The sequence below is a fragment of the Terriglobus aquaticus genome (assembly GCF_025685415.1).
In the GTDB taxonomy this organism is placed as follows: Bacteria; Acidobacteriota; Terriglobia; order Terriglobales; family Acidobacteriaceae; genus Terriglobus; species Terriglobus aquaticus.
Genome location: NZ_JAGSYB010000001.1, coordinates 2,333,054 through 2,355,568, shown reverse-complemented (window position 1 = coordinate 2,355,568; position 22,515 = coordinate 2,333,054). Strand labels below are relative to the sequence as shown.

Below are 22,515 nucleotides of genomic sequence, written 5' to 3'. Positions count from 1 at the left end.
GCAACCCTAAGCCCGGGGGAACTCGATTGTTCGCTAGACGTCATGCGGATGCTGGGAGCAGGTGCGCGATGCCGAGCTGCCTCGCGACTTCTTCAATGTCGAAGTTCATGTCGATCTCCGCACCTAAATTGCGCGGACCGCCGGGCTGCACCTGCTTATAGTTCTTGCGGTTGATCGAGGTGCAGTGGCCTTCGTTCACGAGGCTGTTCGGGATGTCTACGACCTTGCCGCCGAACTTGCGCTTCCAGAACATGATGCCCACGCCGGAGTCGTAGTAGTAGGTGCGTCTGCGCTTCCGCTCAGCCTCATTCGGAACGCTTGGGTGCTCGGCCATGTGCCTCCACCAGCCGGTGCCGTGGTCAAACTGCGATTGGCTGGCACCCCGAGTCGTGCATCCGGCCAGTTCCCAATAGCGATGGTGCTTGAAGCGCAGCCAGTTGCGACGGCCACCGTAGTCGGGCACGGCGGCGATGGCACCGTCGGGAAGTGCATTGAAGATGTCGCGGAGCTTCTCCATGACAGGTAGCCTGCAGAGCAGGTCGGCATGCCAGAAGGCAAGTCGCTCCGTAAATAGGTGAGCGAACTCCATGGGGAAGTGGGGCCACATGACGTCGAGCCCGAAATGCTCATTGAAGTTGATGACGATGGAGCCCGGCAGTACTGTCTTGGGCGGGCCCATGCGGGGGTCGAAGCCAATGACCGGGGTCCAGCCGACGTACTGAATCAGGTTCTGCTGCAGAGCGCACCAACGATCGCTGACGTGCCAGCAGAGCCATGGCTTGGGAGTGTCCTTCAGCGTTTCGCGCCACTCCTGGGCGGCAGTCTGGATCTGTTCCATGGGAATGGAGAAGTTAGCCCAGTTGCCTTTGCCGAGCTGGGAGTTATCTGCAGTCATGCTCTATCCAATCTACCAATGATCGCGTGCGCACCCAGCATCGCTGGAGCGGGAAGTCCAATCCATTGTGGACGAGCGCGCGGCAGCGAACCCTGCCACTTTCAGGTTAGTGGCTCTCGATTGCGCCGATGGAAGGCGGATTTGGACGAGGTTTTCCCAGGATGTCTGTCGTGAGACCGGGGACCGGTACGCCACGGCGATTCGCAGGGCTGGTGGCAGATGGCCGAAAGTCGAAGTTGTCCAGCAGAGTCTGCCGAGCAAGCTTGAGCGTCTTTGGCTGGTTGACCCACTGCGGATCGGTGTTGCATAGAGTTCCGCCCTTACCGCAGGTGCCAAGGTCGTTTCGCACACCATCCCAGATGTTGTGAGAGCCGATCACGGTGACGCTGTCATCGTCTTTGTAGAACAGGGAGGGCGATTCTCCGCTACCGAATGGCGCCGATCCGATCAGACCGAGAACGATATTGTTCGTGAAATACAGAGGAGAGGTGCCGCAATGTTTGGCATCGTGGCATCCAGGCTCAAAGACGACTGGCTGGTAGGTGACGATGGAGTTGTTGTTGAAGTGCACGCTCGAGTGTGAGCCAGAGAAGTAGTCGAAGAGGGGTCCCGCGGCCCGGCAATAGCCACTGAGGCCCGAACCAGGAAGGTTGGTGTTGTGGTCATAGTTTTGCGGCGCACCCGGCAACTGCTCCGCCATTCGCATGCAGTTGCCGACCATGAGGTTGTTCTGGAACAGGAACGATGAGTCGTCGATCTGTCCCCATTTGCCTGACTGGCCCATGTTGCCGATCCAAACAGAGTTTGTCAGAGCGATCTGTTTGATCTGCGTATGTGGACCCATGGCACCGTCTTTGGTGTTGTAGGCGATGTAGCAGTGATCACAGGTAAAGGAATCCATTCCGCTCTGCTGCCCGGACCAGGCATCACCGAAGCCGCCGGTCTGTGAGTCCCAGCAGCCCTTTGCCGGGAACTGCGGATGCACGATGGGATATTCCTCCTGGCAACCATTGCCAACCATGGTCACGTAGTGCTGCTCGACGGAGGAGTGCGGGCCATTTGGAGTGGGCTTGCCATCATCGAAGTTCCAGCCAGCGAAGGCGTTGAACGAAATGTTGACGCGGTTGAGCGTGATCGGGCCACCGATCGCGCCGGTCATTCCATTGCTGCTGAATCCGTGCACGTAGACATCCTGCAGCAGGATGTTGGAAGTTTTCTCGTCCGTGGTAATTCCCTGGTCGGCCTGATCGCTGTAGGGAGGATTGCGAACACAGCCCGGCAACGGGTGCATCGTGCCATACCGGGCGCATTTCCCGTTGTGCGTGGTCACCTCGATGCCTTCGATGTCGATGTACTTGCTTCCATTCAGGTAGAAGGTGACACCCAGGCCATAACCACCGAAGAGCTGCGTGAGATTGTTGTCGGTGTAGGGGTACTTGTCGACGGGATGACAGCGATACGTTCCGTAGGCACAGTCGCCAAGGATGCGTGTGTGTTGAGCCGGTGTGCCACTGGGTGGCGACGGGATCGAGCAGGTCTGGGTGTTGTTGCACCAGAAATCGTCCGGATCGCGGGAGAGCCTGTCCGTGTCCGTCCCGATGCGGCAGTGAGGAGCATCGCCGTGCTCCTGGGACTTGAGGGCGCGGCAACCGTGAATGACAACCGTGTCTCCGCCGTCCATTACCCACCCAACGTTGCCCGGTGTGCCGACCATGTACATGTAACGTACATCGCTAAAGGCGCAGTGCTGATTCGTGCCGTGCCCGGAATACGGCGCGTCGGCCCTGCCATCACACTGGCCTGCTGTGTACTCCTTCGCGTCGTAGCGATTGCCTCCGTCGGGCCGGACGAACCAGGTCTTGGCGAAAGCCGGCAGGGCGAAAAGCGAGAAAAGGCTGACAAGAAGAATGCGCCGCGCTGACCCCATGAAGGTGCAACTCCTGAGTGAAGAACGTACCAAGCGTATCAGCCCGGCATTTAGGCCTTTGGGTGTCCGCCTGGCTTGAGTTTGCCGAAGAGCTCAGCCATCGTGCTGTCTTCCGCTACACGGTTGTTCGCGGCGAGGCTCGCGTACATCTCGGGGAGCCGGCCCTCCTGCCAGGCCTGGTAGTACTCGCGCCAATGCCACGCGACGTTCTGATGCTCGGCGGCTCTCACGGTGGCGCGATGTCCATGGATGACCTTGCGTTCGAACTGCTGGTAGCTGCGGACGGGATAGTGGTAGACGCGAATGTTTTCCGATCGCGCCTCGACGTGCGGAATGGTGCGTGCCTCATGATTGCCGGCGTACATGCCGAGCAGGCCACGAGCCAGGCAGAGCGTCTTCTTCATGCGGCCATGATAGCCGGGCATCTCCCCGATGTCGGAGAAGTCCTGCCATGCGGTGTTTGGCCGCGGCAGGAAGTTGTGCCAGTAGCAGTCGAGGATGTTTGCCCGGCCGTCGAACTCGGAGGCATAACTGCCGCTGGCAGGAAACCAGAATTCGTCCGCATCCGCCGAAAGAATCCAGCGGGGATGAAAGCGTTCGCGGGCAAGGCCGATCATGCGGTTGACGCGCTGCGCCTGCAGATGCGCGAGTTCCGGATCGTCGAGGACGAGAAAGGAACTGCCGAGACTCTGTTCAAAATCGCGGAGGATGTCGCGCGTTCCGTCGGTGGACCCGTTGTCGGTGACCACGAACGTCTGGATGCCGCGGCCCAGGTGAAACTGGATGTTCTCGGCGATGATGTCGGATTCATCACGCACCAGAAGCAGCATGGTGATGGGGCCGGGGCCAGCCATGAGGCGCACGGCCGCACGGGTGAGCGGCGAGCTTCTGAGGAAGACAGATTTGAGGCCAGACAGATTCATGGGCTGAGCAAGTTCGGGTGTGACTCGGAAAAGGAAAAGCCTCGGGATCGTTTAGGATCCCGAGGCCAATGGTATATACAGGCCCGTTGCTGGGCGAAATCGGTGGAGCTTTACTGCACTGCCGCGCCGATGGTTGGCGTTGCCGTCTGTTGCACACCGAAGAAGTCGAGCAACGGTGTGAGCGCATTCATGACGCCCTGAGCGATCGCCGGGCTGCCAGGAGCGGGGCGGAAATTGAAGTTGTCCAGGGCCGATTCAACCGTGGTGAAGCCACCCTGGGGCAGTTCGCCGGCGAGCATCGGATCGGTGCAAAGCGTTCCGTTGTTGCCGCAGGTGCTGTAGTCGTTCTTGATGCCGTACCAGATGTTGTGAGAGGACTGGATCGGCACGCTGCTGTCGTCCTTGTAGAAGAGTCCAGGCTGCTGGCCGGGGTTGAAGGGCGAGATGCCGTAGCTGCTGGTGTAAGCCAGAACGATGTTGTTGGTGAAGTTGATCGGCGAGGTGCCGCAGGTTCCCGGGTTCAAGCAGCCAGGCTCAAAGATCGTCGGCTGATAGGTGACCACCGTGTTGTGATCGAACTGCACCGTCGAGTTGGCGCCCGAGAAGTAGTCGATGAGCGGTCCTGCTGCGCGGCAGTAGCCCGACAGCCCAGACCCAGTAAGTCCTGTCCGCGAGTCGAAGTTCTGAGCCGCTCCCGGTAGGTATTGAGACATTCGCATGCAGTTGCCGATCACGACGTTGTTCTGGAAGAGGAAGGTTGCGTTCGAACCCTGCCCCCACTTTCCGCTCTGACCCATGTTGCCGATCCAAGCCGAGTTCGTGAGCGAGAGATTTCCGATCAGGGTATGCGGTCCCATCGCGCCGTCTTTGCTGTTGTACGCGATGTAGCAGTGGTCGCAGGAGAAGGAATCCATGCCACCCTGCTGACCGGACCAGCTATCGCCGAAGCCTCCGCTGGTGGTGTCCCAGCAACCCTTCGCAGGGAACTGAGTGTGAACGATAGGGTATTCCTCCTGGCAGCCGTTACCGACCATGGTGACGTAGTGCTGTTCCAGCGAGGAACCGGGAGCGTTGTTGGTGGAGTGCCCGTCGTCGAAGTTCCAGCCGGCGAAGGCGTTGAAGGAGATGTTGACGCGGTTGGCAACGATCTTGCCGCCGATGGGACCGCCGATGCCGTTGGAACTGAAGCCGTGGATGTAAATGTCCTGCAACAAGATGTTGGCGCTGGTGTTGTCGGTCGCGATTGCCTGGTCTGCCTGATCGCTCAGCGGCCGGTTGGCGCCAGTATTGCAGCCGGGCAGCGGATTGGTAGTGCCGTAGCGGGCGCATGTGCCGTTGTGGGTCGTGATCTCCAGGCCTTCAAGATCGACATACTGCGAGCCGGTCAGAAAGATGGCGATGTTGGACCCGAAGCTGGCGTAGATCTGGGTCAGGTTGTTGTTGGTGTACGGGTAGGTGTTGACCGGGTTACAGGAGTAGTTGCCGTAGGCGCAGGCACCCAGGATGCGGGTGTGTTGCGTGGCCGTACCGCTGGGCGGTGGCGGCATGGAGAGACCCCACCATGCGCTGACGCCGGCGCCCCAGAAGTTCTGTGAATCGTTGCCGGTTGCTTTGTCCCAGCCGATGCGGCAGTGAGTCCCGTCCGGGTTCTGCTGAGAGGGAAGGGCATTGCAGCCTTCGATCACCAGGGTGTCTCCGCCCTGCATGACCCATCCGGCGTTGCCGTAGGTGCCAACCATCCACATGTAGCGGAGGTCAGAGAAAGCGCAGTGCTGGTTATAGCCGTGTCCAGGGTACGGAGCGTCGGCCTTGCCGTCGCACTGGCCAAGGGTATAAAGCGAGGCGTCGTAGCGGTTGCCGCCATCGGGGCGAACGAACCAAGTGGTGCCGGCGGTCAGTGCGGCGGGTGCTGCACCCACGGTGATGGTGGCGCTGGCGGAGGCGGTCTGCTGCGGGCTTCCGCTGTCGGCTACCTGGTAGGTGAAGGTGTAGCTGCCATTGCTGGACGGGGTGCCGGTGATGGCGCCCGTGGTGGCTTGCAGCGTGAGGCCTGCGGGCAGGCTGCCGGACTTGATGGACCAGGTGTAACCCTGGGTGCCACCGGTGGCGGACAGTTGAGCGGCATAGCTGACGTTGTTTTGTGCTGCAGTGAAGCTGCCGGTGTTGATGGTGAGCGGAGTATTGGCGACAGCCAAGGTGAACGCTTTGGAGGTGTGGAGGGCTGGCGAGCTCTGATCGGCTACGGCAGCGGTGAAGGTGAAGTTGCCCGAAACGGTCGGAGTTCCGCTGAGCACGCCGGAGCTGCTGAGGGTGACGCCCGCAGGCAGGCTGCCGGAGCCGAGGCTCCAGGTATACGAGGGCGTTCCGCCGGTGGCTGCCAGGGCGGCGTTGTACGCGTTGCCGTTGGTGGCAGAGCTGAGGCTGGACGTTGTGACCGTGAGCGGCGGCGGGGCCGGTGCGACGACCAGCGACAGGTTGGCCGTGGTGCGCTGCGCCGCGTCGCGTACCGCGACGGAGAAGTTGGACGGGCCGGAGCTGGTGGGCGTGCCGGTGATGGTGCCGTTGCTATTCAGGACGAGACCGGCGGGCAAAGAACCAGAGTTGAGTGACCATGCGAAGGTGCCGTCGCCACCGGTGGCATGCAGCGTGGCGCTGAACGCGGAGTTCTGTTGCGCGTTGCCCAGGCTGGTGGAGGTGACCACGATCGGAGCCTCTGTGACCGCGAGGGTCATGCTCTGCGACTTTCTCTGCGCGGGCGAGCCGGAGTCCGATACCGCAACGGAGAAGGTGGTGGTCATCGCCTTGGTCGGGGTTCCGATGATGGCTCCGCTGGGGCTGACCGAGAGACCTGTGGGCAGGCTGCCCGACTCAAGGGACCATGTAAAGTTCGGGGTACCGCCATCGGCCTTCAGAGGCGCGTTGTAGGCAGAGTTCACCTGTCCACCCGGGACGGAAGTGGTCGTCACGGCAAGCGCGCGGGGCGCTACCTTAAAGGTGACGATTTCCTGCTGCACCTTGGGCGGCTTGGCACTGTCGCTGACCTGGATGGTCGCGGTCCAGGTGCCCGGAGCGGCGAGAGTTCCGCTGACGTTGCCGCTGCTGGTGAGGGAAATGCCGGTCGGCAGAGAGCCGGAGATGACACTCCACTGGTACGGGCTCTTGCCGCCGATGACTTGCATTGGGAACGCAAAGCTCTGGCCCGCCATGGCAGTGACCGTGATCGAACCACTACCGAGCTGCACGCCGGGAACGGTATTTGGGGTTTGCACCGTGAGGGCGGTTGAGGACGCGGTCTGCTCCGCGGCTTCCACGACATTCGGCATTCCGGCGCCACATCCCTGGAGCACGGCGAGCAACAGCACAGCACTTGCTCCGAACAACGTGTTCCTATTCCGGTTGAACATCAGTTTTTTCTCTCCATCGTGTTTGGGCTGCGCGGGCTGTCGATCTCGGAAAAAGAGCGCACAAATGGGCGCACATTTCCGAATCGAAATGCGGTAAGCGCAGCCGGGGACGTTGCTGTTTGGCCAGGTCTCATGGGCCTGGCGTAGAACAGGTCAGGTACGGCGCGTGCAAATTGTCTTGGAGGCGCAGCCGCTGTTTCTAACTTGGGCGGCACCTACACAGCAGATGAGAGAAGGACGTACAGGTTTACTCGTACAACTCCTACTGTATTGGTCTTGGACTACATCTACAACGGAACAACTTTCTGCATCGGGTGAGGCGTTTTTACTGCTGAAGGGCGAATTGTTCTGAGCCGGACGGGCTGGCTGTAGTGGAATGTGGCACTTCGACTACCGTTCGCACTGCTTGTGTATGAACCGCTCCTAATCTGCTGCCGGTAACTGCAACAGAATGCACGGAGACCGTGTGAAACGTACGAACGGGTGAGGCCTGTGTGCGGAGCGGGAAAGAGTTCGGTTCGCGCACGGATTCAGCATGAGGAGCGCTGGCATCTTGATGTTGAAGGTGCGAGTCGGGAAAAGCTCCAACCGTGCGCCAAGGGAAGATCGCGCACAGAGTCAGTAACAGAAATGTAATGCTGAGATGGCGCATAGTTATTGCCTCACCTTTGAACATCATCGACAGTTACATAGGAATCTTGACCCGGAATGCGACACGGCACACTTCCACCTTGGGGTGAGCGACGGAAACTTTGTGGTAGTCGATTGACTACACGAGAGGTTCAGGTCGGAGCGTAGCGGTGATGTCGCGGCGACACTTCCCCGAGCCGTTGTGGGCAGCGTGAGCGGAACGTTCGTTGATGGGATCCGTTGGCCTGAGACGCTATGGAGTGAGGTCTGTACCGGCCGCGGCGCTGAGGGCGTGCAGCGCCATCCAGCTTTGCGAGTAGGCGTTCAACGCGTCACTGGTGGCGGAGCGTGCATCGCGCAGAGCGTCGAGATAGTCGATGAGGGCCAGGCCGCCGTGTTCAAAGGCGAAGCGCGCGATGGAAAGCACGTCTGCCGATTCATCCAGGTAGTGCTGCGTGAACCGGTCGGAGATGGCGAACGCATGCTCATACCCGATCCAGGCCTGGTTCACATCGGATGTGACCTGGTTGCGCGCGGCAATGGCAGACAGGCGCGCAGACTGCGCCTGGTACCGTGCAGTCTCCTTGTTGCCCTGGTTGCGGTCGAAGATGCGGATCGGCAGGTTGACGTTGAAGCCGACTGAGTTTTCCGTGCCGGCGCGGTCATACTCGGCTTCCAGGGTCGGGTCGGCGGTGCCGTTCGCAATGGCGAGGCGGGCGTTGGCTTCGGCCGCGCGGACGCCCTCATCTGCGGCGCGTACGTCCGGCCGCTGCTGCAGCGCGAGAGCGGTCAGGGCTTCACGGGTTTGCGTGATAGCTATCGGAACGATAGGACCGGTGATGTCGAAGTCTGGGGAGGCGGACGCCCGACCCATGAGGGTCTGGAGCCGATCGGAAGCCTGGCCCAAGGCGATCTCTGCGTTCTGTTCGTCGGACTCGAAGGAGCCGAGCTGCAGATCGAGCCGCTCGTAATCCAGCTTGCCAAGGTCGCCGGCCTGGTACCGGTCGAAGCTGAGCTCGACCTCATGACGGAAGTCGGCGAGCTGCGCGCGCGAAAGATCCGCGGCGGCCTTGGCGATCAGCATGGTGGTGAAGGCCTGACGGACGCTGAGCTCAGTCTGGCGGATGCTGTCGGCGAGTTGTGCCGCGGTTTGAGCCGTGGTGGAGCGGGCGGCGTCCAGGCGGTACTCGCGCTTGTTGCCGCGCTCAAAAAGGCGCGATACCTGCGCGGCGTAGAAGTAGGGGTTGTTGGAACTGGCGCCGTTGGAAACGTTGTTGGCCGAGATGCCGATGTAGGGGTTGGCGCGAACGCCGGCCTGGATCTCTTGGGCGCGAACAGCGCGGAGGTTCTGCTCGGCCGCAGCGAGAGTGGGATTGTGAAGGCGTGCGGATTCCAGCACCTGTTGCAGGGTGAGCGCGCCCGGTTTGGCGGGCGGCGTCTTGCGTGGATCGGCACCGGGAGCGGCGGAGGCTGCGTAGCTTTGCGGGGACTGGGCGGCGTTGGATTGTGTGTTGCTGGCGCCCGTGCCGCGGCTGCCAGCGGCGCTGGCACCCTGTCCTGTTGCGTTGCCGCCCGCGGTGGCTGCGCCTGTGGTTCCGGTGGTGGCGGAACCACCCGCTCCGGCACCGCTGCCTGCGCCGCTAGCGCCGCCAGAGCCTGCACCACCACCTGACCCTGCGCCACCACCCGCTCCGCCGGCACCCCCTGCCTGGGCCCATGCGGGCGCGCAGGCTAGAGGAGCCGTCGCGATGAGGACGGCAGCGAGGGCGAGGCGGGAGAGTGAGCGGAAACGACTCATGCTGCGAACTCCTCGTCCGGCGCGGGAAGCTGGTCTTCGTTACTGGCGAGCCACACGTAAAGCGTAGGCAGCAGGAAAACGTTGATGATGAGCGCGCCCACCAGGCCGCCGACGATGACGATGGCGAACGGGCGCTGCGAGTCAGAACCGATACCGTGTGAAAGCGCCGCGGGCAATAGGCCCAGCGTGGCCACCAGCATGGTCATGAGGATGGGGCGAAGTCGAAGCACGGCACCTTCAATGGCAGCCTCTTCGGGCGGCTTGCCGTTGGAGCGCAACTGGTTCATGTACTCGATCATGATGATGCCCGTTTGCACCGACACACCAAAGAGCGCGAGAAAACCGACACCGGAAGAGACGGAGAAGTGCGTTCCGGTGATCAACAACGCGAGCAGGCCGCCGATGGGCGCCATGGAAAGGTTCGCCAGGATCAGGGACGCCCACTTCGGCGATCCGAACATGGTGTACAGGATGATGAAGATGAGGAGTAGCGTGATGGGCAGAACGATGAGCAGACGGCGCGAGGAACGCTTCTGGCTTTCGTATTCACCGGCCCAGTCCAGCTTGTAGCCGGGCGGCAGTTGCACCTGGCGGTTCACCTTGCGGATGGCTTCTTCGACGGTGGAGCCGAGATCGCGGTCGCGCACGGAGTACTTGATCGCCACATAGCGCAGTCCGTTTTCGCGGTAGATCTCTTCGGCGCCGTCGCGGGTTTCGAGTTTCGTGATCTGCGCGAGCGAGACGCGTTCGCCTGAGGGCGCAACGACGCGGATGTTTTCGATCGCTTCCGGCGTGGAGCGGTAGGGCACGGTGTAGCGGGTAGTGACGTCGTAGCGGGCTTCGCCGTCGAGCACTTGCGTGGTCACCGCGCCGCCGACAGCGGTTTCGATGGCGTCCTGCACGTCGGCTACGTTGATGCCGAAGCGGGCGGCCGCATCGCGGTCCACGACGAAGTTGAGGTTTGGCTGGCCGATGACGCGGAAGAGGCCAAGGTCATGAATGCCGCGAACGGTGCTCATCGCCTGCACGATCTGGTCGCCTTTGGCTTCCAACTCTTTCAGATCGGTTCCGTAGAGCTTCACGGCGAGCTCGCCTTTAACGCCGCTGACCGCTTCTTCGACGTTGTCGGAGATGGGCTGGGAGAAGTTCCAGATAACGCCAGGAAGCTGGCTCAGGTCGCGGTTCATCGCGCCGATGAGCTCTTCCTTGTTCTCGCGGAAGACGGGGCGCCATTCGTTCTTGGGCTTCAGATCGACGTAGTACTCGGTGTTGAAGAAGCCGGTGGTATCGGTGCCGTCGTCGGGGCGACCAATCTGGCTGACGACCTGATTGACCTCCGGGAAGGACGAGAGCAGGACACGTGTGCGATTTGCGACCTTCAGGCTTTCTTCTGGCCCGGTGGAGGGCGCGAGCGTGCCGCGCACCCAGATTGCGCCTTCGTCGAGGTGGGGCAGAAACTCCGAACCGACCACACCGGTGAAGAGGATGATCGCCGAGGTGACGAGGACGAGCACGCCGGCGCCCACAGTGATGCGGCGATGTTCGATGGCCCACTGCACAGCGTGACGATAGCGCTGGGTGACCCAGTGCAGGATCGGATTCTCCCACTCGGAGGTGCCGTTCCGGAACAGGAAGCTGGCGAGCATGGGTGCCAGCAGCATGGAGAAGATGAGGGCGCCCAGCAGAGCAAAGGCGACGGTCCAGCTCATGGGCTTGAACAGGCGGCCTTCTACGGACTGCAGCGTAAAGATGGGCAGGTACGTGGTGATGATGATGCCGATGGCGTAGAAGACGGGCCGCTGGACTTCGTGCGCAGCCATACGGATCTGTTCGCGCACCGTCATGTCGTGGCGGCGATTGTGGCTCAGGTGGCGAACGATGTTTTCGACCATGACCACGGCGCCGTCGACCACCATGCCGAAGTCGAGCGCGCCAAGTGAGAGCAGGTTTGCAGGGATGTGGCGCAGGTCGAGGCAGATGGAAGCGAAGAGCAGCGAGAACGGGATGGTGAGCGCAACGATGAGCGCGCCGCGCAGGTTACCAAGAAACAGAAAGAGGATGATGACGACGAGGATGATTCCCTCGGTCAGGTTGTGCAGCACCGTGTGCGTGGTCAGGTGCAAGAGGTTGGAACGGTCGAGGAACGGTACCAGCTTGACACCCTTGGGCAGAACGCGGGTGTTCAGTTCGTTGACCTTATCGTGAATGCCTTCGAGCGTTTCGTCGGAGTTCGCACCCTTTTGCAGTTCGACAATGCCTTCAACTGCATCGACGTTGTCGGCCAGCTTGCCGTCTGGCCGGCGAACGGTCTGGCCGATCTGGCCGAGCCGAATCTTGGGTGCCTGCAGGACGGTGGCGATGTCGCGGACGCGGAGCGGCGTTCCGTTCTGCGCCTTGATGGGCGTGTTGCCGATGTCGTCGACGGATTGATAGAGGCCGACTTCGCGCACGTTGATCTGCTGCGCGCCCTGCTCGATGAAGCTGCCGCCGGCGTTAGTGTTGTTGGCAGCGAGCGCCTGCTTCACCTGCGCGATGTTCAGGCCGTACGCGATGAGCTTGTCGGGGTCGAGGCGGACCTGGTACTCGCGCGTGGGGCCGCCGAAGCTGGAGACATCGACGACGCCGGGCACGGTGCGCAGGTCTTTTTCGAGCGTCCAGTCCTCAATGCTCTTGAGCGCCATGGTGTCGTAGGCGGGATTGGTGCTTTGCAGCGTGTACCAGTAGATCTGGCCGACCGGGCTCCAGTCCGTCCCGATCTGCGGCTGCAGGCTGTTGGGTAGCGTGACCTGGGTCAGGCGCTCCACGACCTTTTCGCGGTTCCAGTCGTTCACGCTGTCGTCGTCGAAGATCATGGTGACGCTGGACAGGCCGGCCAGCGAGGTGGACCGCAGGCTGGTCATGTGCGGGATGCCGGCGAAGGCGATCTCCAGCGGAACGGTTACCTGCTGCTCGACCTCTTCGGCGGCGCGGCCGGGCCACTGCGTGATGACATTGACGTAGTTGTTGGCGACGTCCGGGTACGCCTCAACCGGCAGGTTGTGGAACGAGATGATGCCCCAGCCAAATAGCAGGATGGCGACGACGGCGATGATGAAGGGGTTGTCGAGCGCGAAGTCGACGAGCCTGCGAATCATTACTGTGCCGCCGTGTTCTGCAATTCCAGTGGATTGCTGACAACCTGGTCTCCGGCGTTAAGGCTGCTGGAGATTTCAACATTGCCGTCCGGCATGGTTTGTGCGACGTGTACGTTGACGCGGCGGTAGGTGCCCGACGCATTGGACGGCATGTAGACGAAGTCGCGGTCATGCAGGTGAAGCACGGCCGTGCTCGGAATCACTGCCGCGGCATGGGCGTTTTTACCGTGGAAGGTCGCAGTGGCAAACATGCCGATGCGCAGAAGATTGTCCGGATTGTTGACCTGGATGCGGACCTTGGCGGTGCGCAGCGAGGGGTCGAGGATGGCACCGATGTCTGACACGGTGCCTGTGCGGACGTTGCCAGAAAATGCGTTGAGGCGGATCTCGGCCTGTTCGCCGAGATGCACCTGGGCGAGGTCATTCTCGTAGACGTCGCAGATGACCCAGACGTGCGAAAGGTCGGCGATGGTGAACGATCCGCCCACGCCGGCGAGGTTGATGCCGGCGGCTCCGGAGGCGGTGGTGTTCTGCGCGACGATAATGCCGGATATGGGAGCGTACACGTGCACGGTGTCGCTGGGGTGGTTCTTGTCGACCCCGAGGATGCGAAGCTGCTGCTGGGCGGCCACCAGGGCAGCGCGCGCATCCTCCTCGCCATTTTGCGCGATCTGCAATTGACTTTGCGCGATAGCTCCCTTGTCGTACAGAAGCTTGTCGCGGGTGAGCGTGGTGTTGGTGAGGTTTTCGTTCGAAAGCGCAGTGGTGTAAGCGAGGAATGCCTGGGCCACGTCGGGCGACTGCACGTCCATGATGAGCTGGCCCTTATGCACAGTCTGGCCCAGACCCACGTGAAGGGAAACGACGCGGCCATTGGCGATGGAAAGAACGGGAACCTCGCGCGAAACGTCGGGCTGCACGGAGCCGGTCACGTTGAGCGTGTCGTAGACCTGCTGAAGGCGAACTGCGACGAGCGGAAACTGTTTCGGCGTGGGGACCTGGATCAGGTTGTCCGACCCGCTGGGCACGACCTGTGGCGTGGCAGGCGGAGCCTCTGCGGCCTCGCGCTTTTCCTCGTCCTTGTGGCAGCCCGAGACGGGCAGGAGCATCGCCGCCGCTGTGATGCACGCAAGCCATGGCGGCGCAATTTTCCGGCGCAGCGCACTCCCGGAGAGAGGTACGGGTCGAATCTGTTCCACTTTGTAATGATGCCCCATCCGCTGGCAAGCGGGTAAATTCCTTATGACATCCTTATGCGCTGTGGCGCACACGGGCGTGCTTCGGGTAGCCGCGAGAGCGGCAGCGAGGAGTGTGACGCCGAAGGTGAGACGAAGCGGGGCGGCGAAGGCAACCTCTGTTATCTCTCGCCCGGGTGGTAGACGGAACCGAGGCGGGATGGCGCGTCGGGATAGACCTGTGCGATCCGGATTACTCTGCTCAACAGTACGGCGAAGACTCTTTGACTTCGCCACAGTGTGCCATTTGCTCGAACGGAAGGCGGGCCGCAGCCGCCGTCCTACCCGCCATGGACCTGTTTGCAAATCTGCCGAACGAACCGATGCCGATGTTTCGAGAGTGGCTGACCGTGGCGGAGACCTCGGAGCCGAACGACGCCAACGCAGCAGCGCTGGCCACCGCAACGCGAGACGGCTTGCCCAGCGTGCGAATGGTGCTGGTGAAAGGAGCGGAAGATCGCGGCCTGAGTATTTTCACTGATCGCGATAGTCAGAAGGGGCGGGAGATCGCCGGCAACCCTGAGGTGGCGCTGTGCCTACATTGGAAATCGCAGCGACGCCAGGTGCGCTTTGCCGGACGCATGGAGCCGTTGAGCCGGGAGGAGTCCGAGCGGTACTTCCACAGCAGGAGCCGTGGAAGCCAGATCGCGGCAGCGGTGTCTCACCAGAGCGAACCTCTCGCATCGCGAGCGGAGCTGGACACAGCGGTGAAGCAATACGAACAGGAGCTGGGCGGAGCGGAGGTGCCGTTACCCGAGCGTTGGGTAGGATTTCTGCTGGTGCCGCGACGGGTGGAGTTCTGGAGCGATGGTAAGGACCGGCTGCACGATCGAGTGGTCTTCTTGCGGGATGGGGATGGTTGGAAAACGGAGCGGCTGTATCCGTGATGCTGCCCGAACACGGATGAGCAAACGCCCTGCCGTTCATGGCAGGGCGTTTCTCTTTGTGGAGCCGTGACTAGAGATACCAGGGGATGCTGACGACTACGATGCGTTGATTTCCCCGGACCAGGAGCAGGAGCTTCAGGATGGAGACGCGCTGGTTGTGCAGGAAATTCCACCACCAGTGATCGACCACAAGTTCCGGAAGAAGAACGGCGATCTTGCATCCAGGGTTTTTCTGCTGCAGCTTGAGGAGGTAGTCCATGATGGGCGACACCACATAGCGGTAATCGCTTGCGATGTTGACCAGCTCCGGTTCCGGCAGGTTGCTGGCGCGCACCGGGGTGAGCACCTGCGATTCCCAGGCCGGTTCCAACAGGTTGGGCTCGTCGCTGGCCACGTGGACGACCTTGATGTTTTTGCTCATGATCATGCCGAAGCGCATGGCCTTTTCGCTGATCTTGTCCCAGCGGGCCATGGGAATGACAACGATCGGGTCCTGCAGGCCAGTGGTGCGCAGCGGCGTTGGATCTGCCGTTTCGGCGCGAACGCGGGTGTAGTGCTTCTTGATGCTGAGCATGATCGCGATAAGCAGCGGAACCAGCAGGGCGGTGAGCCATGCGCCCGCGGTGAACTTGGCAACCAGGACGACCACAAGCGTGGTGCCGGTGGCGATGGCTCCGAGCCCGTTGAGGAAGAGCTTCAGACTGCGGCCACGTTCGTCGGGGCACTTCATCCAGTGCCGCACCATGCCGGCCTGGCTCAGCGTAAAGGCAAGGAACGCTCCGATGGCATAAAGCGGGATGAGGCGATCGGTAACTCCCTTGAAGATGATGAGGATGATCGCGGTAAAGCCGGTGAGCGCGTAGACGCCGTGCGAGAAGAGCAGACGGCGGCCGCGCAGGATGAAGACGTGCGGGAAGTAATCTTTGAGCGCGATAGCGCGGGCCATGCGCGGGAAGTCGGCAAAGGCGGTATTGGCGCTGAACGAAAGGGCAGCGAGCACTGAGCCCATGGTGAGGAAGTAGAACCAGCCGCGGCCGAACACGGCGGCCACCGCGATGGATAAGACGCTCTGGTAGTTGCTGGCGTCGGGATCCATGGCGCTGACGCCGTACGCCTTGGCCACGAAGGAGAGGCCGAACAGAAGAACGATCAGGATGCCGATGATGATGGTGAGCGCCTGGTTGGCGTGCTTCGACTTCGGCTCCTTGAATGCCGTCACACCGTTGGAAACGGCCTCAACGCCGGTCATGGCCGCGCAACCGCTGGCAAAGGCTTTCATCAGCAGCCACAAGGTCATAAACTGCATGGTCGCGGGAATGGCCGGTGGCGGGGCCGACACCGGAACGGGATGGCCGCCGGTGGTGAAGTATTGAAAGACGCCCACGCCAATGGTTGCGATCAGCGTACCGACGAACAAAAACGTCGGCAGCATGAACGCGAAGCCCGACTCCTTCACGCCGCGCAAATTGATCAGGGCGATCAACATCAGGATGAGCAGGCACAACAGGAGCTGGTGCGGATGCAGCGCCGGTAGCGCACTGACCAGCGCGGTAACGCCAGCGGAGATGCCGACCGCCGCGGTCAGGATGTAGTCGATCATGAGCGCCGCGGCGGCCAGCAGGCCGGCACCGTCGCCCAGGTTTTCACTAGCGACAGTGAACGACCCGCCGCCATTGGGATAAGCCTCAATTGTTTGGCGGTAGCTGAAATAGAGGATGACCAGCAGTGTGAGAATCGCGGCGAAGATGGGCAGCAACCAGTGCTGAACGCCGGCGACAAAGCCGAGCGGGATCAGCAGCGTCATGGCGGCTTCCGGGCCATATGCCGCGCTGGTCAAGCCGTCCAGGCCGAAGATGGGAATGCCGGCAGCGACGCCGATGTGTTCGTCGTGCTCTGCTGCGGTTGCCAAAGGCCTGCCTAGCAGTACGTCTGCGACTTTCATATGCCTTTTATCCTGACGAACTCTGAACTCTGATGCGGGGTAAGACCATTGCGACGAGATGCGCGATAAGGCGGGTTGCTTGAACTGGCGTCAACCCTGCGCCGGCGTCGGGGTTTAGCGAATGCCGAGGCGCGGTGGGCTAAGCATCCGCGACGGACCGTTGACGCGCTGAAGCGTAGTCTGCCCCCCGGCATATCTACGCGAGACGCGCAGCTTAGATCGCGCAGGAAGAAGGAATGAAGGCTGCACGGTCGGGACGGGCGATCTCCTGGAGCGCGGCGTCGGCGCTCATGCGACGGGAGAGAGAAGACTTGTTGGCGGCGCAGGCCTGTATCTCCGCTATTACGGATAGAGCGATGGCCTCGGCACCGTCGCCCCCGAGATCAAGGCCGACTGGCGCGCGAAGCGATGCACATACCGTATCGAGCGGCCACTGCAACAAGGTGGCGAGATCGCCGGCAAGGCGTGCGCTGCGATGGCGAGCGCCCAGGAGACCGAGGTAGGGCAGGTGCAGCGGCAGCAGCGCCTGAAGCCAGTCGCGATCCTGGTCAAAGCTGTGGGTCATCACGACGGCGAAGTCGTCAGGCGCGATCGCGAACGACAGCGAGGTCGGGCTGGCGACCACGACGCGCTCGGCCGCGGGAAACCGCTCGGGCCTGGCCCACTGCGCACGGCCATCAATCACCACCACGCGCCAGCCAAGCAGGGCCGCCATGTTTACCAGCGGCTGCGCGTCGTTCCCGGCACCGAAGATCAGCAGGCGCGGCGGCGAAGCGAGATGTTCATGATGGGCCAGCGGATCGGCCGGGTGTTGCAGCGGCATGCCGGTCTGCGGCAGGACGATGCGGGAAAAGGCGCGGCCCTCGCTCGGCAGCGTGGTGTACACATCTGCGGCCTGCCCTTGGAGCGTGCCCTCAAGGGCAAGCATGAGCGACTCAAACTCCGGTGTGCCGGCCGGCTCCAGAAGCACGTGCACGGTGCCGCCGCAGCCCAGGCCGAATGGGATGTCGTTCTCGTCGAGAGCGGTGGAGTAGCGTTCGACGGTGGCACCGTCACGCACCAGCCACCGGGCCTTGCGGGCGATCTCGGTTTCCAGGCAGCCGCCGGAGATGGAGCCGGCAAAGCCACCGTCGGTCGCGATCATGAGCCGGGCTCCGGGCCTGCGATAACTTGAGCCATCGATGGCGACAAGTGTTGCCAAAGCGGCAGCGCGACCGGCCCGCCACATCTCGATCAGATCTCGTCGCTCACGCCACATGTTTGCTGCATCCTACCGTTTGCTACTTACTACTATGGACGCGATCCGTCCTGGTATGGCGTAACGATTTGAACTGCACAGATTTGTCCAAGTACGCCGGGCATACGATGTGAGGGTGAGGGACAGCATGAGCTCGACGCACAAAAGGGCTTGTTTTGACAGCGAAATCGAGGAAAGCTCCGGCGGGGCTGCCGTAGCTTCTGAGCCGGTGAACCTGGGACGCGGTGGCGCACCATGCGGCTCGAACCTGCGGGAGGATGCCGATGAGGAGTCGGGTCTGCTGCAGCGCTTTGGCCTGACAGCCGAGGTGAGCCGGCGGCGCTTCCTGCAGGGTACGAGTGCCCTGGCCGCGGCTGCGGCGCTGGATGCACCGGCGATGGCGCAGGGGACGGTCGCGCCGAACTCGCGACCGGTTACGTTGCGGATCAATGGCAAGTCGCACGCGCTGACGCTGGATCCGCGGACCTCGTTGCTGGATGCATTGCGCGAAACGCTGGACATGACCGGCACCAAGAAGGGCTGCGACCACGGCCAGTGCGGCGCCTGCACGGTGCTGCAGGACGGCCGACGCGTGAACAGCTGCCTGACGCTGGCGATGGCGGCGGAAGGTTCCGAAATCACCACGATCGAGGGACTGGCGAAGAATGCCGATCCGAAGACGGTCGACGATTTGAGCCCAGTGCAGGCGGCATTTCTGCTGCACGACGGCTACCAGTGCGGTTACTGCACGCCGGGTCAGATTATGTCTGCAACCGCGGTGCTGACCGAGCACGCCAAGGGTGAGCTGTCGCAGGTGAGCTGGCAGAGCGGCCACTCGGATCGTCCGGAGCTTTCCGACGACGAAATTCGCGAACGCATGAGCGGCAACATCTGTCGTTGCGGCGCCTACCCCAACATTGTTGCAGCCGTGCGTGCCGCGGCCAGAGGAGCGTCCGCATGAACAGCTTCGCGTATCGCCGCGCCACGTCAAGCGCGCAGGCGCTGGATGAAGTGAAAGCGCCCAATGCCAGCTTCTTGGCGGGCGGAACGAACCTTGTCGACCTGATGAAGTACCGTGTCGAACAGCCCACGGAGCTGGTCGACATCAACCACCTGCCGCTGGCGCAGGTGACGCAGACTCCGGACGGCGGTGTGTCGATCGGCGCGCTGGTTCGCAACAGCGACCTGGCGAACCATGAGCTGATCCGGACGAATTACCCGCTGTTGTCGCAGGCGCTGCTGAGCGGAGCTTCGCCGCAGTTGCGGAACATGGCGACCACGGGTGGCAACCTGCTGCAGCGCACGCGTTGCTACTACTTTATGGACGTGAGCTTTGCGCACTGCAACAAGCGGCAGCCCGGTTCGGGTTGCGACGCTCTGCAGGGGTACAACCGCATTCACGCCATCGTGGGGCAGACCGACAAGGGGCCGGAGAGCGGCGAGACGTGCATCGCGACGAACCCGTCGGACATGAACGTTGCGATGGCCGCGCTGGAGGCGACGGTCGAGGTGCAGAGCGCGCAGGGCAAGCGGTCGATCCCGTTTGCGGAGTTCCATCGCCTGCCGGGCAGCGAGCCGCAGTTGGACACGACCTTGCGCCCGGGCGAACTAATCACGGCGGTGACGCTGCCCAAGCCACGCTTTGCAAAGAATGCCTTTTACCTGAAGGCGCGCGATCGCAACAGCTATGCGTTCGCGCTGGTTTCTGTTGCGGCCGGGCTCGAGATGGAGGGTGGCACGATCCGCTCGGCCGGTATCGCGATGGGTGGCGTGGCCCATAAGCCGTGGCGCGTGCCGGAGGCAGAGGCGGCGCTTGCGGGCAAACCTGCAGATGCTGCGTCGTTCGGACGCGCGGCGGAGGTGCTGCTGCGTGGAGCGCACGGCTATGAATACAACCAGTTCAAGGTAGAGCTTGCGAAGCAGACGATCGTTCGCGCGCTTACGCTTGCCAGCCAGGGCACGTCGGAGATCGCATGATCGGCATTGAGCAGGAACAGGACCAGGCTCCAAAGCTGAGCCCGCAGCTTGACTATCGCTACGAGGGCATCGCCAAGGTGACCGGCAAGGCCAAGTACGCCGCCGAGTTCGACGGACCGTTTCCAAAGGCGGACCTGGCGTATGCGTACATCGTGCAGGCGACGATCCCGGCCGGCACGGTCGAGAGCATGGACATTGCGGCGGCAAGCAAGGCACCGGGCGTAATCGCGGTGATGACGCCTTTCAACGCGCCGAAGCTGAACCAGGGACCGCCGCAACCGCCGGCACGCCGCAGCCTGACGCTGCTGCAAAACAAGGACGTGGCCTACAACGGGCAGCCGATTGCGCTGGTGATTGCGAAGACGCTGGATCAGGCCAGGGAGGCGGCGTCGTTGGTGAAGACCACCTACGCTCCGCAGCCGCCGAAGCTGCAATGGGAGAAACGGCTGGGCGAGGCACGCTGGCCCAAGAACCCGGGCAAAGATCCGGCGGACAATCACCGCGGCGATATCCAGGCAGCCTTCAAGAAGGCCTCGGTGGTCGTGGACAACACCTATGTGACGCCTATCCAGTTCCACAACCCGATGGAGCCGCACGCCACCATCGCCTGGTGGGAAGGCGACAAAGTTACGGTGTACGACGCCACGCAGTACATCTCCGGCGTGAAGATGTCGCTGGCCAAGACCCTGAACATTCCTACGGACTACGTTCGCGTGATCAACCCGGTAGTGGGTGGTGGCTTCGGCAGCAAGGGTTCCATGTGGTCGCATGTGCCGCTGTGCGCTATGGCGGCGAAGGCTACAAACCGGCCCGTCAAGCTGGTGCTGGAGCGCGAGCAGATGTTTGGATTGGTGGGGAACCGGCCATCCACGATCAACCACATCCGGTTGGCAGCGGCCAAGGACGGAACGCTGCTGGGTATTCAGCACGACAACGTGATGAACGCCTCGGTGCTGGAAGACTTCGTGGAGCACACGGAAGACGTCGCCAAGAAGCTGTACCAGAGCGGAGCGAACTCCGTAACGGCCAAGGTAGTGGAGGCGAACCTGGGTGTGAGCACGTTCATGCGCGCTCCGGGTGAGTCGTCTGGCACTGCAGTGTTCGAGATCGCCATGGACGAGATGGCGGAAAAGCTGAAGATGGACCCGATCGAATTCCGTTTAAAGAACTATGCGGAAGATGATCCGGCAGAAAGCCACCGTCCGTGGTCGAGCAAGCACCTGAAAGAGTGCTATGCCCAGGGTGCGGAGAAGTTCGGCTGGGCGAGCCGTAACACGAAGCCCGGAAGCCGTGCTGAAGGCGAGTGGCTGATCGGCCAAGGCATGGCAACTGCAACCTACCCGGCCAACCGGAGCGCGGCTCAGGCTGTGGTGCGGCTGCTACCCGGCGGTAAGATGTTTGTCGGCTCTGGCTCACAGGATCTGGGCACCGGAACCTACACGATCATGGCGCAGCAGGCGGCGGCAGGTCTGGGCATCGATCCGAAGCTGGTGGAAGTGAAGCTGGGCGATTCCACGCTGCCCAAGGCGCCGGTCTCGGGTGGATCGCAATCGGCGGCTTCGGTGCTGCCGGCGATTCAGGACGCTACGACGCAGTTGAAGCTGAAGTTGGTTGATCTGGCGTTGCAGGATCCGAAATCGCCTATGCACGGGCTTCAGGCCGCGGATTGCGACGTGAAGAACGGTAAGCTGGTCTCGAAGTCCCAGCCGGGCAAGACCGACGACCTTACGGCTCTGATTGCCCGCAACGGCAACAAGCCCGTAGAAGCGCAGGGCTCCGCAGAGCCGGGCGAAAGCCACGATGCTATGACGACTCAGTCCTGGGGCGCCGTCTTTGTAGAGGCGGCGGTGAATCGCTACACCGGCATGGTCAAGGTGCGCCGGATGGTTGCGGTGTACGACGTGGGCGTTCTGCTGAACCAGAAGACGGGCATGAACCAGTTGATGGGTGGTCTTACCTGGGGCATCGGATTTGCGACGCACGAGCACGGGATCCCGGACGGCAGGAACGGTCGTATCGTGAACTCGAACCTGGCGGAGTACCACGTGCCAGTGAATCTGGATGTACCTGCGATGGACGTTAGTGTTGTGGGTATTCCGGATACGAAGTTTGCGCCGACGGGGGCGCGCGGGGTGGGCGAGATTGGCATCACCGGTGCGGCCGCGGCCGTGGCAAACGCTATCTATAACGCCACAGGAAAGCGTGTACGGGAATATCCGATTACGCCGGACAAGCTGCTGCTAGCCTGAGCAAGATTCAAGTCGATGCTGGACCGCGTCTCTCTGACGCGGTCCGGTGTGAAAGCCGCTGCCCAGTGCGTACGGGGCGGCGGCCTTTTTTGAGGCGGAACCTCCGCGGGCAGGGTCTGCCCGGACGCCGTGCCCAGCGTGGCGCAGTGGTAGAGCTGTCCTCAATCAAGGATCAGAGCTCCGGTCATGGCGGCCGGGGTAACCTAGGGAATTTCCCAGGTTCTTCTTTGCTGGATTGCTGATACATAAGGGTACGCGCGCACAGCTATGTACGACT

Annotated in this window: 13 protein-coding genes; 4 read left to right on the top strand and 9 right to left on the bottom strand. The window is 62.2% G+C overall.

Translation table 11 applies throughout. The features are described from left to right. Positions 1-40: 40 nt before the first annotated feature. The 7 genes from OHL12_RS09870 to OHL12_RS09840 form a co-directional block, all read right to left on the bottom strand. Positions 41-895 (bottom strand): hypothetical protein, encoded by an 855-nt coding sequence (locus OHL12_RS09870; RefSeq protein WP_263413651.1) that lies wholly within the window; start codon positions 893-895, stop codon positions 41-43. Between the two features lie 106 nt (positions 896-1,001). Beyond that, on the bottom strand, positions 1,002-2,822 hold the full coding sequence (locus OHL12_RS09865; protein WP_263413650.1) for a hypothetical protein: 1,821 nt from the start codon (positions 2,820-2,822) through the stop codon (positions 1,002-1,004). A gap of 50 nt (positions 2,823-2,872) precedes the next feature. Continuing rightward, positions 2,873-3,745 carry a glycosyltransferase family 2 protein gene (locus OHL12_RS09860; RefSeq protein ID WP_263413649.1) on the bottom strand — a complete coding sequence of 291 codons (873 nt, stop codon included), beginning with the start codon at positions 3,743-3,745 and terminating at the stop codon, positions 2,873-2,875. A gap of 110 nt (positions 3,746-3,855) precedes the next feature. After that, complete coding sequence (locus tag OHL12_RS09855) at positions 3,856-7,125, bottom strand: Ig domain-containing protein (protein ID WP_263413648.1); 3,270 nt, start codon at positions 7,123-7,125, stop codon at positions 3,856-3,858. A 907-nt stretch (positions 7,126-8,032) separates the two neighbouring features. Further along, positions 8,033-9,577: a TolC family protein gene (locus tag OHL12_RS09850; RefSeq protein WP_263413647.1), complete on the bottom strand. Its 1,545-nt coding sequence runs from the start codon at positions 9,575-9,577 to the stop codon at positions 8,033-8,035. Then, positions 9,574-12,711: an efflux RND transporter permease subunit gene (locus tag OHL12_RS09845; protein WP_263413646.1), complete on the bottom strand. Its 3,138-nt coding sequence runs from the start codon at positions 12,709-12,711 to the stop codon at positions 9,574-9,576. Before OHL12_RS09845 ends, OHL12_RS09850 begins: the two co-directional genes overlap by 4 nt. After that, positions 12,711-13,820, bottom strand: a complete 1,110-nt coding sequence (locus OHL12_RS09840) for an efflux RND transporter periplasmic adaptor subunit (RefSeq protein ID WP_263413645.1) — start codon at positions 13,818-13,820, stop codon at positions 12,711-12,713. Before OHL12_RS09840 ends, OHL12_RS09845 begins: the two co-directional genes overlap by 1 nt. Positions 13,821-14,236: 416 nt before the next feature. Here OHL12_RS09840 and pdxH point away from each other — a divergent pair, with 416 nt between their 5' ends. Then, complete coding sequence (gene pdxH / locus OHL12_RS09835) at positions 14,237-14,833, top strand: pyridoxamine 5'-phosphate oxidase (protein ID WP_263413644.1); 597 nt, start codon at positions 14,237-14,239, stop codon at positions 14,831-14,833. 70 nt (positions 14,834-14,903) lie between these two features. Here the strand turns inward: pdxH and OHL12_RS09830 are convergent, their stop codons facing one another. Both OHL12_RS09830 and OHL12_RS09825 read right to left on the bottom strand, forming a co-directional pair. Continuing rightward, the gene (locus OHL12_RS09830) at positions 14,904-16,775 is read right to left on the bottom strand and encodes an APC family permease (RefSeq protein WP_263413643.1); all 1,872 of its coding nucleotides are present in this window, start codon (positions 16,773-16,775) and stop codon (positions 14,904-14,906) included. Between the two features lie 214 nt (positions 16,776-16,989). Beyond that, a complete protein-coding gene (locus OHL12_RS09825; RefSeq protein ID WP_263415113.1) occupies positions 16,990-18,003 on the bottom strand; it encodes an XdhC family protein in 1,014 nt (337 codons plus the stop codon). A 307-nt stretch (positions 18,004-18,310) separates the two neighbouring features. Here OHL12_RS09825 and OHL12_RS09820 point away from each other — a divergent pair, with 307 nt between their 5' ends. From OHL12_RS09820 to OHL12_RS09810, 3 genes are read left to right on the top strand one after another with little or no spacing between them, the layout of a single operon-like run. Beyond that, positions 18,311-18,973: a 2Fe-2S iron-sulfur cluster-binding protein gene (locus OHL12_RS09820; protein ID WP_399262202.1), complete on the top strand. Its 663-nt coding sequence runs from the start codon at positions 18,311-18,313 to the stop codon at positions 18,971-18,973. After that, on the top strand, positions 18,970-19,989 hold the full coding sequence (locus OHL12_RS09815) for an FAD binding domain-containing protein (RefSeq protein ID WP_263413642.1): 1,020 nt from the start codon (positions 18,970-18,972) through the stop codon (positions 19,987-19,989). Before OHL12_RS09820 ends, OHL12_RS09815 begins: the two co-directional genes overlap by 4 nt. Further along, positions 19,986-22,238 carry a xanthine dehydrogenase family protein molybdopterin-binding subunit gene (locus OHL12_RS09810; RefSeq protein ID WP_263413641.1) on the top strand — a complete coding sequence of 751 codons (2,253 nt, stop codon included), beginning with the start codon at positions 19,986-19,988 and terminating at the stop codon, positions 22,236-22,238. Before OHL12_RS09815 ends, OHL12_RS09810 begins: the two co-directional genes overlap by 4 nt. Positions 22,239-22,515: the final 277 nt, after the last annotated feature.